Genomic DNA, 13242 nt, shown 5'->3' with positions numbered 1-13242 from the left:
CATAGCGGGCAAAAAAAGAGGTTCAGCACGCTGAACCCCTCTTCGACCGCTCAATCTTGCAAACTTAGTTCACCGAACTGATTGGCGCTGCCTTGAATGGGCTCTTATTCGCCGCAGGCGCCGCTGCAGGCGCTAAACTCACCTCAGACGGACTCTCCCCTACGTTGACCAGCACCGGCATGCCAGAACGGCGTACAACCGCGCTATCGAACACGGCGCGATCGGTCTGACCATCCGCAGCAAAGGCTTTCTCCGCTTTAGACAACGCGATCGGCATGGTCTGCGGATCGTCGCTTTCTACCCGCGACAGCGGCTGGTGCACTTCCACATAGCGTTTGCCGTCCGGCTCAACCGAAATCTTCACCGGATCGTTGATCACCTGCACCCGTGTACCACGCGGCACCTGATTGAACAGCGCTTCGATGTCCGTCGGACGCAGGCGAATGCAGCCGGAGCTGACACGCATGCCGATACCGAAGTTGGCGTTGGTGCCGTGGATCAGGTATTCACCGCGCCCCATCGCCAGACGCAGGGCGAACAGCCCCATCGGGTTCTCAGGCCCGGCCGGCACCACTGCAGGCAGCGTCACGCCCTGGGACTGATAGCGCTTGCGGATGTTGGCGGTGGGCGTCCAGGTCGGGTTAGGGATCTTCTGGCTGATGGAGGTCACTTCCAGCGGCGTGTGCATCCCGGTCTGGCCGATGCCGATCGGATAGACGATCACTTTGTTCTCGCCTTTCGGGTAGTAGTAAAGACGCAGCTCGGCCAGATTGACGATAATACCTTCACGCTTAGTGTCAGGCAGCAGCATTTGGGTCGGAATGGTCAGCACCGTGCCTGGCTTGGGCAGGAACGGGTCGGTGCCAGGGTTGGCTTCCAGCATGCCCAGCAGGCCAATCTTGTAGTCGGCGGCGATCGCCTCCAGCGGACGGCCGTCGTTTGGTACGGTATAAGTGGTGTTTTCACCGATCAGACGGCTGTCTGGCGGCGGCAGCGGGTACTCGGTCGCACTGGCGGCCTGCGTGCCGGCCAGTACGGTGGCGAAGACCATGCCCATTAAACTCAACGCACGTTTCATTATCATCCCTATATTTTTTATGACGGTTCGCCCCCAAGGCTAACGAGCGCCCGACGGTGGGTAAATCAGACAATACCTGATTAATACTAGCAACGCTGGCATCAAAGGCAATAAGTTCTCTAAAAATCAACACGTTATAACGTAATCGCCGTCGTTGATTGTCAACGAAACGTCAATAGGTAAGCTGCTGAAATATCACTGAATTGGGGGATGGTTCCTGGGGAAAACAACGGATTGTAAAGACTCATTGACAAAGCGAATATATCAATGAGCCTTGAGGAGAAAGGCGTTAAGGATCAGGCCAGCTGCGCCGCTTTACTGCGAATGGCACGGATCATCGCCTCCAGCCCCTGCGAGCGTGAAGGCGTCAGATGTTGGCTGAGCGCCAGTTCGCCGAAAAACGGCCGCACATCGAGATCGACGATCTGTTGTGGCGTTAATTGACGATAAAGAATAAACACCACCGCCAGCAGCCCTTTGACGATCGCCGCATCGCTGTCGCCGTGAAACTCGACCTGCCCCTGCTCATCGAGACGCATCACGATCCACACCTGGCTCTGACAGCCGGAAATCAGGTTGCCGGCCTGCCGCTCGGCCTCGTCCAGCGGCGGCAACTTGGCGCCAAGTTCAATCACGTACAGGTATTTCTCCTCCCAGTTCAGACAGCGGGAGAAATTACGCACCAATTTATCTTTGTCCGGCAAATTCGCCATGGGGATCCTTTTGTACCGCCGGGGACGCGCCCCGGCCTAACCTAATAGCTGATGAATGCGTTGCAGCCCGGCCACCAGCCGGTCCACCTCTTCGCGGGTATTATATAACGCCAGCGAAGCGCGGCACATGCTCGGCACCTGATAAAACGCCATCAGTGGCATGGCGCAGTGATGGCCGGTGCGAATGGCGATGCCATACTGATCGAGGAAGCTGCCGACGTCATAGGCGTGGTGTTCTCCCAAATTAAAGGCGATCACCCCGGCCCGATGTGCCGGACCATAGATTTTCAGCGTCGGCACCTGCGTGAGCGCCTCGAGCGCGTAGTGCATCAGCGACTGTTCATAATCGTGGATCGCATTCAGACCCAGGGCTTCGACGTAATCGAACGCCGCCCCCAGCCCCATGATGCCGGCGGTGTTCGGCGAACCCGCCTCGAAGCGCCACGGCGGATCGGCGAAGGTGGTGCCCGCCGTCAGGCTGACCTGGCGGATCATCGAGCCGCCCCCTTCCCACGGTGGCATCTGCTGCAGCAGCGCCTGGCGGCCATACAGCATGCCGATACCGGAAGGGCCGTACAGCTTGTGGCCGGAAAACACGTAAAAATCGCAGTCTAGCGCCTGGACATCGACGCGCTGGTGCATCACCGCCTGCGCGCCGTCCACCAGCACCGTCAGATCCGGCGCCAGGCCTCTGGCGCGGGCGATGATGTCGCGCACCGGGTTGACGGTGCCCAGCACATTGGAGACCTCGGTCAGCGCCAGCAGTTTGCAGGACGCGTCGACCAGCTCCGGCAACCGCGCCAAATCCAGCGTGCCGTCGGGCTGCAGCGGCCAAACCCGCAGCTGCAGCCCGCGCTCCTGCGCCAGCATCTGCCAGGGCACGATGTTGGCGTGGTGCTCCATCTCGGTGATGAGAATCGCATCGCCCGGCTGCAGCAGGTGGCGGCCAAAGCTGTTGGCCACTAGGTTGATGCCTTCGGTGGTGCCTTTGACAAACACCATCTCTTCCGCCGAGGCGGCGTTGATAAAGCGCGCCGCCTGTTCCCGCACCGCCTCCATCTGCTGAGTCGCCTCGGCGCTCAGGGTGTGGATGCCGCGATGCACCGCCGCATAACCGTGGCGGTAGAACGCCAACTCGCGGTCGATCACCACCTGCGGTTTCTGCGCGCTGGCGGCGCTGTCGAGGTAGGCCAGCGGTTGGCCGTTCACCTCACGCGTCAGCAGTGGAAAATCGCTGCGCACGCGTTCAATCGGATAACTCATGCAGCCTCCCCCGGCAGGCGCTGGGCGATGCGCGCCAGCACCCGTTCCCGGATGGTGTCATTGGCGATGCCTTCGGTCAGCTCGGCGGCGAAGGCGAAGATGATCATCTGCTGCGCCGCGTGTTTGTCGATGCCGCGCGACTGCAGATAGAACAGCTGCTCTTCATCGATGCGCCCCACGGTGGCGCCGTGGCTGCATTTGACGTCGTCGGCGTAGATCTCCAGCTGCGGCTTGGTATCCACCTCCGCCACCTTCCCCAACAGCAGGTTATGGTTGGTCATCTGGCCGTCGGTTTTGATCGCGTGCTTGGCCACTTTGATCATGCCGTTGAACACCGCCTTGCCGCGATCGCTGACCACGGTTTTATGCAGCTGACGGCTCTCGCAATAACCTTTGTTGTGCTCCAGATAGGTGCGGGTATCGCAGATCTCTTTGCCCACCGGCAGCACCAGGCTGTTGATTACCAGGTTCGCGCCTTCGCCGTTCAGCTGCGCGCTGGTGTTGTGACGCGTCAGACCGGCGCCCAGCAGGAAGCTGTCGCTTTTCACCCGCGCGTCGCGGCCAATGACCAAATCGTTATGGGCAAAGTGGTAGCTTGGCTGGCTCTCAAACGCCAGCTTGCAGTGCAACAGCCCGGCGTTGTCCGCCACGTTGGCGGTCAGGCGTGCGCCGGTGAAGTGCGCGGCCTCGCCCAGGCTGACGTAGTGTTCGATCACTTCCGCCTCGGCCCCGCGCCCAATATCCAGATGATGGCGGTGATGCACGGTGTTCACTTCCCCGCTGGCGCCGCGTCCGCTGCTGATATGCAGCAGGTACAGCGGACGAGCCGGGGCCTTGCCGGCCGGCAGGCGAATCAGGCTGGTTTCCTGCGCCAGGCTTTCGGTCAGGTGCAGGAAAATTTCCGGTTGGATCGCCTCCGGCAGCGCCTGTGGCGTGCCGTAGGCGGTCAACTCGAACTGGTAATCACCCAGATCGTCATCGCTCAGCGCGGCGCTGTAGCGGCCGTCGATAAACACCAGCCGGCAGGCATCGATGCCGAGCGCCAGCGCCTCGAGCTGCTCTGCGCTCACCAATGCGGGCTGCGGCTCGAGGAACTGCTGCTCCAGCAGGCTCTCCAGCGGCGTGTATTTCCAGTTTTCATGCTTGCGCGTCGGCCAGCCGAGGCGCAGCGCCTGCTGCCAGTGCGCCAGCGCATGCGGCGAACGCTCGCCACCGCGGCCTTCGAACAGGCGATACAGCTGCTGCAGCGCGTTTGAATTACTGTTGGTCGGTAAGCCAGCCATAGCCCTGCTCCTCCAACTGTTTTACCAGCGAGAAATCGCCGGATTTGACGATGCGCCCCTGGGACAGCACGTGTACGTAATCCGGCTGGATGTAGTCCAGAATGCGCTGGTAGTGGGTGACGATGATAAAGGCGCGCTTGCCGTCCCGCAGCGAATTGACGCCGTTGGCGACGATCTTGAGCGCATCAATGTCCAGACCGGAGTCGGTTTCATCGAGAATGCACAGATCCGGCTCCAGCGCCGCCATCTGCAGAATGTCGTTGCGCTTTTTCTCACCGCCGGAAAAGCCGACGTTGACCGAACGGGTCAGCAGGTCGGCCGGCATGTCCAGCAGCGCGATTTTCTCTTCGATGAAATCGGCGAAGTCAAAGCGATCCAGCGGCTCCTGCTCGCGGTATTTGCGCACCGCGTTGACCGAGGTCTGCAGGAAGAAGTGGTTGCTGACGCCGGGGATCTCCACCGGGTACTGGAAGGCCAGAAACACGCCCTCGCCGGCGCGGTCTTCCGGATCAAGCTCCAGCAGATCCTTGCCCTTGAAGGTGACTTCCCCTTCGGTCACTTCGTACTCTTCACGCCCGGCCAGCGTGGCGGACAGCGTGCTCTTGCCCGAGCCGTTCGGCCCCATGATGGCATGCACTTCGCCCGGTTTGATCTCCAGATCCAATCCCTTGAGGATCTCGTTGCCTTCCACGCTGACTTTCAAATTCTTGATGCTTAACATGCTGTGTCCTCAGATAGCGCCGACGGCGCTAAAAATGCGGCGATTAACCCACGCTGTGTTCCAGGCTGATGGCCAGAAGTTTCTGCGCCTCGACGGCGAACTCCAGCGGCAGCTCGGAGAAAACGTCCTTGCAGAAACCGTTGACGATCATCGAAATGGCGTCATCCTCGCTGATGCCGCGCTGCAGGCAGTAGAACAGCTGGTCGTCGCCGATCTTCGAGGTGGTGGCTTCGTGCTCCAGCTGAGCGCTGTTGTTGCGCGCTTCAACGTAAGGGAACGTGTGGGCACCGCTGTCCGGCCCGATCAGCATCGAGTCGCACTGGGTAAAGTTACGGGCGTTTTCCGCCCCCGGCAGGATTTTCACCAGGCCGCGATAGGTGTTCTCGCTGTGGCCGGCGGAAATGCCTTTGGCGATGATGGTCGACTTGGTGTTTTTGCCGATGTGGATCATCTTGGTGCCGGTGTCCGCCTGCTGATGGCCGCTGGTCAGCGCCACCGAGAAGAATTCGCCGATCGAATTGTCGCCCTGCAGGATCACGCTCGGGTATTTCCAGGTGATGGCCGAGCCGGTTTCCGACTGGGTCCAGGACATTTTCGAGCCGGCGCCTTCGCACAGCGCGCGCTTGGTGACGAAGTTGAGGATACCGCCCTTGCTCTCACCGCCGGAGAACCAGTTCTGCACCGTCGAGTATTTCACTTCGGCGTCTTTATGCAGGATCACTTCCACCACCGCCGCGTGCAGCTGATAGCTATCGCGCACCGGGGCAGAACAGCCTTCGATATAGCTGACATAGCTGCCTTCGTCGGCGATCAGGATGGTGCGCTCGAACTGGCCGGTTTTGGCGGCGTTGATACGGAAATAGGTCGACAGCTCCATCGGGCAGCGCACGCCTTTCGGCACATAGACGAAGGTGCCGTCAGAGGCCACCGCGGCGTTCAGCGCAGCGAAGAAGTTATCGTTGGACGGCACTACGCGCCCCAGGTACTGACGCACCAGATCCGGGTATTCCTGAATCGCTTCGCCGAACGAGCAGAAGATCACCCCGCTCTCCGCCAGTTTTTCACGGTAAGTGGTAGCGACCGATACTGAGTCGAAGATGGCGTCCACCGCCACTTCGCTGCCCTCGCGCACCGGCACGCCGAGCTGATTGAACGCCAGCTCCACTTCGCTGGTCAGGTAATCTTTTTCCGTCGCCGCGCCCGGTTGCTGCTCGGCGCCGGGTTGCGAACCGCAGGCATCGTCGCAGCTGCCGCAGGACGGCGCCGAATAGTAACTGTAGTCCTGGTAGTTAAGGCGTTCGTAATTGGCCTTCAGCCAGTGCGGCTCTTCCATCTGCAGCCAGGCGCGGTAGGCCTCGAGGCGGAATTCCAGCATCCACTCGGGTTCGTTGCGCTTGGCCGAGATGGCGCAAACCACCTCTTCGTTGATGCCTTTGGCCAACTCATCGGTTGCCAGCTGGGTGAAGAAACCTTCTTTGTAGCGACCTTCGCTGACCCAAGCCTGCACTTCATTAGGCATTTCTACATTGCTTCGTGTCATGTTGATTGCATCGCTCAAACGCCAAAGCTCTCGCCGCACCCGCAGGCATGCTGAGCTTTAGGGTTGTTGAATTTGAATATCTGATTCAGCCCTTCGCGGACGTAATCTACCGTGGTGCCATCGATGAACGGCATGGCCTTCAGCGGCACATAGAGTTTGGCGCCGTCGCGCTCAAACAGCAGATCGTCATCGGCGGGTTCGCGGGTCAGATCCAGCACATAGGCAAAGCCGGCGCAGCCGGATTGTTTCACCCCTAGCTGCAGCCCTTTCACCTGCGGATCCTGCTGCATCAGTTTCGTTATTTGTCGTACGGCGCTGTCGCTGAGCGAAATGCCTTGCCAGACATTTTCATCCAGAGAAAAGGTGCCGACATTTTCCGTTTGCATAGGGTCTACCTCACACTCGTGTTTGGCCACAGCCAATCTGGGTTGCTTATATGTTAGTGATAACGATTATCACTTCAACCGTTTGTTTTGCGGGGGTATCCACCGCGAGCGCGGTTTTTCGCTGCGGCGTGCGGCAAGCCAGCGGGACATCCGTGGTGGCTTGCGGCATCTGGCGGCAAGGTGTGCATGCTATCCCTATGAATTTGTTCTTTATCCTGCATCACCGTACCGCACTCCCCGGTGGCCCGTCAGCGTTACAGTGCCGCGGTACACTGCCGATCTAAACATTCATAGAAAATACCTATTTCTGCATTCTGTCTGTCGTAAATGTGCGTTTATCGGCATTTCGTGGCGCGGCACCAGCGCGCGCCCCTCAGGTTAAAGTTTAGTCGCTCAGGATTAAATTGGGTCGTCGGCGGCCTTTTACACCCCCACGATGAAAAAACGCCGCTCCGGGGATTGATCGGCAACGCGGCGATTTATATGATAATGATTATCATTCAATTTGAATTTGAGCGCGAAGCCAATGACTCTTTCGATCAACGCATGGTTGCTGGGCAAGATTGATGACTACAAATTCAGCGTGCGCGACGCTACGGTGGACTTTTATATGGCCGAAGCGGCGCTGCGGCGCCCGGAATGCAATATCGACCACCTGAAGCGGTACAACAGCGTCAGCCTCACCATGGCCAATCTGTGCCTGGAGAACGGCGATGACGACAGCTACCTGCACGCGCTCAGCAAACTGCATAATCGGCTGATCGTCGAGATCAACAATCCGCAGCGCTGCCAGCTGTTTCGGGTGCAAAGCTACCACTTCGCCCGCCACACGCTGACGCTGATCTGCCAAAAATATGCAATGGAAGGCACCTGGGAGAAGGCGAACGCGTTTCAGAAGGACTTCGTCAAACGCGTACCGTTTCAGCTGTAAAGCGAAAGGCTCCGCAGGCCGGCAGCCTGCGGAAACCGGCGGGGATCAGTCGATGACCGCCGTGGTCAGACGCGAGGTGCAGCACAGCCGATCGCGCGCGTCGAAGATCTCGATTTGCCACACCTGATGGCGACGGCCGACGTGCAGTGCGCGACATACCCCGCGCACCTGGCCATCGAACACCGCGCGCAGGTGGTTGGCGTTGATCTCCAGCCCCACCACTTTCTGCTCGCCCTCACTGCACAGGTAACCGGCCATCGATCCCATCGATTCCGCCAGCACCACCGACGCCCCGCCGTGCAACAGCCCGAACGGCTGGCGGGTACGGCCATCGACCGGCATGGTGGCCTCGAGGAAATCCTCACCCAATTGGGTAAACTCGATGCCCACATGGCTGACCATGCAGCCGTCGCCGGCGCGGTTCAGCTGCTCCAGCGATGTTTCACGTTTCCACAATTTCACTCAATCATCTCCAGAAGTGCCTGTAATGGGTGGCGCACGCCATTGCCCTCGATGCGTTTCACCTGACTGCGGCAGGAATAACCGGTCGCCAGGCAGCGCTGCCGCGGCAAACGCTGTAGCGTCGGGTGCCATGATAGCTCATAAATGCCGAGCGAGTTTTGCAGGTTCTTGGCTTCATGGCCGTAAGTCCCCGCCATGCCGCAGCAGCCGACGCTGACATTCTCCAGTTTGGCGCCGAAACGGGCGAAGATCGCCGCCCACTGTTGGCCGCTGGCCGGCAGCGCGGTGGTTTCGGTGCAGTGACCGAACAGATACCAGGGCTCGCCGGTCGCCGGCTGTTCGGCGCGATCCGCGATCCGCTGCTGCAACCATTCATGCACCAGCTGCACCTGGAAATCGCCGCGCTCGGCGCCGAGGATCTCGCGGTATTCGTCGCGATAGCACAGCACCAGCGCCGGATCGACACCCACCAGCGGCATGCCGAGCTGCGCCACGCGGTTGAGGAAATCGGCGGTTTTGCGCGCGGTGCGGGCGAACCGCGTCAGGAAGCCCTTCACATGCTGCGCCTTGCCGTTCGGCGAGAACGGCAGCAGCACCGGTTTATAGCCGAGCTTTTCCACCAGCCGAACGAAATCCGCCACCACTTTGGCGTCGTAATAGCTGGTGAACGGATCCTGAACAATCAGCACGTGTTCTGCGCGCTGCTCGGCGCTCAGCCCTTCCAGCTGCTCCAGCGTCAGCGTGGTCGCACGGTGGCCGGACAGCTGTTGACGCAGCGTCGGGCTGGACAGCAGCGGCAGATCGACCATGCCGATGGCGTTGCGGCTCATTTCCCGCAGCCACGGCTGGCGGAAGAAGAAGTTGAACACCTTCGGCGCGCGGGCCATCAACGGGGTATAGCTCTCTACGCCGGCGACCATGTAGTCGCTCACCGGGCGCAGATAGCGGGTGTGGTAGAGCTGCAGGAAGCGCGAACGGAATCCCGGCACGTCAATCTTGATGGGGCACTGGGTGGAGCAGGCCTTGCAGGCCAGGCAGCCGGACATTGCCTCTTTCACTTCGTGCGAGAAGTCGTACTCCCCCTTGCCGGCATGCCAGCTGTTGCGGGTCTTTTCGATCAGGCCACGCAAGCTGAGACGCTGCTGCGGCAGCTGTTTCTCCAGCGCCAGCGGATCGACGCCCTGCTCGGCCAACAGACGCAGCCACTCACGCACCAGCGTCGCCCGCCCTTTTGGTGAATGAATGCGATTGCCGCTGATCTTCATCGACGGGCACATCGGGCTGCGCACGTCGAAGTTGAAGCACAGGCCGTTGCCGTTACACTCCAGCGCGCCGCGGAACGAAGTGCGCACCTCGACCGGGATCTGACGATCGAAGGTGCCGCGTTTGACCGCGTCTACCTCCATCATCGGCGCATCCACCGCCAGCGGCGCACAGATCTTGCCCGGGTTCAAACGGTTATCCGGATCAAACGCCGCCTTGATGCGGCGTAGCTCTTCATACAGCGTTTCCCCGAAGAACTCAGGGCTGTACTCGGCACGGAAGCCCTTGCCGTGCTCCCCCCACAACAGACCGCCGTATTTGGCGGTCAGCGCCACCACCCGATCGGAGATCTGCTTCATCAGCACTTCCTGCTGCGGGTCGCACATGTCGAGCGCCGGACGCACGTGCAGCACCCCGGCGTCGACGTGGCCGAACATGCCGTAGCTCAGGTTGTGGTCGTCAAGCAGTTGACGGAATTCGACGATATAGTCCGCCAGGTGTTGCGGCGGCACACAGGTATCCTCGGCAAACGGAATCGGCTTGGCGCGCCCCTTGGCGTTGCCCAGCAGCCCGACCGCCTTCTTGCGCATGTTGTAAATGCGCTCGATGCCAGCCAGATCGCCGCAGATCTGGTACCCGATCACGCCGCCCTGCCGCTGCGCGATCAGTTCATCCAGCCGTTGGCACAGAGCCTCCATCTGGCCGTCGATCAGCGCCCGATCGTCGCCGGCGAACTCGACGATGTTCAGCCCGAGCATTTCTTTATCCGGCACGTCGGCGATCAGTTCGTTCACCGAGTGCCAAACAATGTCTTCACGCGCCAGATTCAGCACCTTGGAATCGATGGTTTCCACCGACAGCGCCTTGGCCTCGACCATAAAGGGCGCATTGCGCAGCGCCGAGTCGAAGGAGTCGTACTTCACGTTGACCAGGCGGCGCACTTTCGGCAGCGGCGTGATATCCAGCCGCGCCTCGGTGATAAACGCCAGCGTGCCTTCGGCGCCGGTCAGGATGCGCGTCAGATCGAAGGTTTGCAGATCGTCGCTCAGCACGTGGCGCAGATCGTAACCGGTGAGGAAGCGGTTGAGCTTGGGAAATTTCTCCAGGATCAATGCGCGCTGCTCACGGCAGCGATTGAGCACCGTGCGGTAGATGCGCCCTTCCGCGGTCTCTTCCAGAGCAATCGTTTCCGCCAGCGCCGTCGGCATGGCGCGGGTATCGATCATCTCGCCGCCCAGCAGCACCGCCCGCAGGCCCAACACGTGATCGGAGGTTTTGCCGTATACCAGCGAACCTTGGCCGGAGGCGTCGGTGTTGATCATGCCGCCCAGCGTGGCGCGGTTGCTGGTGGACAGTTCCGGCGAGAAGAAGTAGCCGAACGGCCGCAGGTATTGATTCAGCTGATCCTTTATCACGCCGGCTTCGACTTTCACCCAGCCTTGTTCGACGTTGATCTCCAGAATGCGGTTCATATGGCGCGATATATCGACCACGATGCCGGTATTGAGCGACTGGCCGTTGGTGCCAGTGCCGCCGCCGCGCGGGCTGAAGGTCAGCGTATTGAATCGCTCTTCCCCGGCCAGACGCGCAATCAGCGCCACGTCAGCGGTGGAACGGGGGAACACCACCGCATCGGGCAACAGCTGATAGATACTGTTGTCGGTGGCCATCGTCAGGCGGTCGGCGTAGCTGGTGGCGGTATCGCCGTTGAATCCGTTTTGCTTCAGTGCTTCCAAAAAGTCGAGCACCCGTTGAACGAGGCCGGGCGCCTGAGAAATCTGTGGGATCATTCGCTTTTTTGACCCTGTCCGTCTATTTTTTATGCGCTGATGTACGCTGAATCGGGCCTTTAATTCAGACCCACCCTATTTTTTAGTGACACTAAAAACTAACATACTCGTTTAGTGAAGGCATTCACATTATTACCGCCCTGCGAGCGCCGCCACAGGCGGCCGCCCGGCGGCGATAAACCGACCGACAGGCACCCCGATTCGCCGGTGCCAGGGATTTAATTGACCAGGATGAGAAGCCACTGATGCCACTCCCGCAATCGCGTTACGACTTACCGCGAATTATTTTCGGCGTGCTGTTTATCGCCATCATGATCGTTGCCTGTTTTTGGGTGATCCAACCGTTTATTCTCGGCTTCGCCTGGGCGGGCATGGTGGTGATCGCCACCTGGCCGTTGCTGCTCAAACTGCAAAAGCTGCTGTGGGGCCGTCGCTCGCTGGCGGTGTTGGTCATGACCCTGCTGCTGATCCTGCTGTTCATTCTGCCGATTTCCCTGCTGATCAGCAGCGTGGTGGATAACAGCGCGCCGCTGATCGCCTGGGCCAGTTCACCCGGCAAGCTGCACATTCCCGATCTCGCCTGGCTGCAGTCCGTGCCGATGATCGGCGACAGGCTCTATACCAGCTACCACACATTGGTTAACGCCGGCGGCGCTGCGCTGCTGGCGAAGGTACAGCCGTACTTCGGTCAAACCGCCACCTGGTTCGTGGCGCAGGCGGCGCATATCGGTCGTCTGCTGCTGCACTGCGCGCTGATGCTGCTGTTCAGCGCCTTGTTGTATGCGCGCGGCGAGCAGGTGGCGCTGGGTATCCGTCACTTTGCGGTACGCCTCGGTTCCAAACGCGGCGATGCGGCGGTGCTACTGGGCGGCCAGGCGATCCGCGCCGTCGCGCTGGGCGTGGTGGTGACGGCGTTGGTGCAGTCGGTGCTGGGCGGCATCGGTCTGGCGGTGAGCGGCATACCAGCCGCCACCCTGCTGACGATGCTGATCTTTATCTGCTGCGTGGCACAATTGGGGCCGCTGTTGGTGCTGGTGCCGGCCATCATCTGGCTGTACTGGCACGGCGACACCACCTGGGGCACCGTACTGCTGGTCTGGAGCTGCGTGGTAGCCACGCTGGATAACGTGCTGCGCCCGGTGCTGATCCGCATGGGCGCCGACCTGCCGCTGCTGCTGATCCTGTCCGGCGTTATCGGCGGTTTGCTGGCCTTCGGTATGATTGGCCTGTTCATCGGCCCGGTGGTATTGGCAGTATCTTATCGCCTGCTGACCGCCTGGATGGATGAAGCGCCGGAGCCGACCACCGCGCCGGAACAAGTCATCGAAGATCTGGAAAAACGCTAATCCCCCCCTTCCGCCCGCATCGTCGGGCGGAACATTTCACTCAGGTCATTATTCCTACCTCATTCGAGTAATATCTCCGCCAAATATAATGCCGCCCTATATTGATTACGGTACAGCGAATGAAAGGTGCAATGTAAATCCCTGTTTGTTGCAAGCGGCAAAAAGAGATAACTCCCACAAATAAAATGTGATGGCGCTATCGATTAGGATGATTCTTAATGACTAGTCGTGTTCAAAAATCTAGTATTATGGCCATCTATTGCTTCAAATCACTGATTTTAAAGCAACCTTTCTGAACAATGTAATGCCATACATGTGAATTGCTGTGTGTAGTCTTTGCCCATCTCCTACGGTGGGCTTTTTTTTATTCTTTTTTCGCCAAATTGATTATTTTACGCGCCGTTATTTACATTCAGAAATAAAAAGGCCGCAGCGTTAACTGCGGCCCGGCGTTAATGCCTTAGCG

Annotated in this window: 11 protein-coding genes and 1 other RNA gene; 3 read left to right on the top strand and 9 right to left on the bottom strand. The window is 59.8% G+C overall.

Going from position 1 to position 13242, the window contains the following annotated elements:
* Positions 1 to 64 precede the first annotated feature (64 nt).
* The 7 genes from WA302_RS07425 to sufA form a co-directional block, all read right to left on the bottom strand.
* The gene (locus tag WA302_RS07425) at positions 65 to 1078 is read right to left on the bottom strand and encodes a L,D-transpeptidase family protein (protein WP_261456325.1); all 1014 of its coding nucleotides are present in this window, start codon (positions 1076 to 1078) and stop codon (positions 65 to 67) included.
* 296 nt (positions 1079 to 1374) lie between these two features.
* Positions 1375 to 1791 carry a cysteine desulfuration protein SufE gene (gene sufE / locus WA302_RS07420; protein WP_025302647.1) on the bottom strand — a complete coding sequence of 139 codons (417 nt, stop codon included), beginning with the start codon at positions 1789 to 1791 and terminating at the stop codon, positions 1375 to 1377.
* 36 nt (positions 1792 to 1827) lie between these two features.
* The gene (gene sufS / locus WA302_RS07415) at positions 1828 to 3054 is read right to left on the bottom strand and encodes a cysteine desulfurase SufS (protein ID WP_197770177.1); all 1227 of its coding nucleotides are present in this window, start codon (positions 3052 to 3054) and stop codon (positions 1828 to 1830) included.
* A complete protein-coding gene (gene sufD / locus WA302_RS07410) occupies positions 3051 to 4337 on the bottom strand; it encodes a Fe-S cluster assembly protein SufD (RefSeq protein ID WP_197812697.1) in 1287 nt (428 codons plus the stop codon). Before sufD ends, sufS begins: the two co-directional genes overlap by 4 nt.
* Entirely contained in the window at positions 4312 to 5058 is a 747-nt protein-coding gene (sufC, locus tag WA302_RS07405) for a Fe-S cluster assembly ATPase SufC (protein ID WP_016927936.1), read from the bottom strand. The genes sufD and sufC overlap by 26 nt, the downstream gene beginning before the upstream one ends.
* Positions 5059 to 5101: 43 nt before the next feature.
* The gene (sufB, locus tag WA302_RS07400) at positions 5102 to 6598 is read right to left on the bottom strand and encodes a Fe-S cluster assembly protein SufB (RefSeq protein WP_261456324.1); all 1497 of its coding nucleotides are present in this window, start codon (positions 6596 to 6598) and stop codon (positions 5102 to 5104) included.
* A 14-nt stretch (positions 6599 to 6612) separates the two neighbouring features.
* On the bottom strand, positions 6613 to 6984 hold the full coding sequence (sufA, locus tag WA302_RS07395) for a Fe-S cluster assembly scaffold SufA (RefSeq protein WP_004931368.1): 372 nt from the start codon (positions 6982 to 6984) through the stop codon (positions 6613 to 6615).
* Positions 6985 to 7510: 526 nt separating this feature from the next.
* Between sufA and WA302_RS07390 the strand changes: the two genes are divergently transcribed.
* Complete coding sequence (locus WA302_RS07390) at positions 7511 to 7915, top strand: hypothetical protein (protein ID WP_004931369.1); 405 nt, start codon at positions 7511 to 7513, stop codon at positions 7913 to 7915.
* Positions 7916 to 7960: 45 nt separating this feature from the next.
* On the opposite strand, the gene menI is transcribed toward WA302_RS07390, so the two are convergent.
* Both menI and ydiJ read right to left on the bottom strand, forming a co-directional pair.
* On the bottom strand, positions 7961 to 8377 hold the full coding sequence (gene menI, locus WA302_RS07385) for a 1,4-dihydroxy-2-naphthoyl-CoA hydrolase (protein ID WP_016927938.1): 417 nt from the start codon (positions 8375 to 8377) through the stop codon (positions 7961 to 7963).
* Entirely contained in the window at positions 8374 to 11430 is a 3057-nt protein-coding gene (gene ydiJ, locus WA302_RS07380) for a D-2-hydroxyglutarate dehydrogenase YdiJ (RefSeq protein ID WP_261456323.1), read from the bottom strand. The genes menI and ydiJ overlap by 4 nt, the downstream gene beginning before the upstream one ends.
* Before the next feature lie 245 nt (positions 11431 to 11675).
* Here ydiJ and ydiK point away from each other — a divergent pair, with 245 nt between their 5' ends.
* Together ydiK and rprA are read left to right on the top strand one after the other, a co-directional pair.
* The gene (gene ydiK, locus WA302_RS07375; protein WP_025302642.1) at positions 11676 to 12776 is read left to right on the top strand and encodes an AI-2E family transporter YdiK; all 1101 of its coding nucleotides are present in this window, start codon (positions 11676 to 11678) and stop codon (positions 12774 to 12776) included.
* Between the two features lie 258 nt (positions 12777 to 13034).
* Positions 13035 to 13144, top strand: an RNA gene (gene rprA, locus WA302_RS07370) — antisense sRNA RprA.
* The last annotated feature ends 98 nt before the right edge of the window (positions 13145 to 13242 follow it).

Source organism: Serratia sp. 201, from assembly GCF_037027545.1.
GTDB lineage: Bacteria > Pseudomonadota > Gammaproteobacteria > Enterobacterales > Enterobacteriaceae > Serratia > Serratia bockelmannii.
Note: the sequence above shows the minus strand (reverse complement) of the source record. Positions and strands in the feature narration are given on the sequence as shown.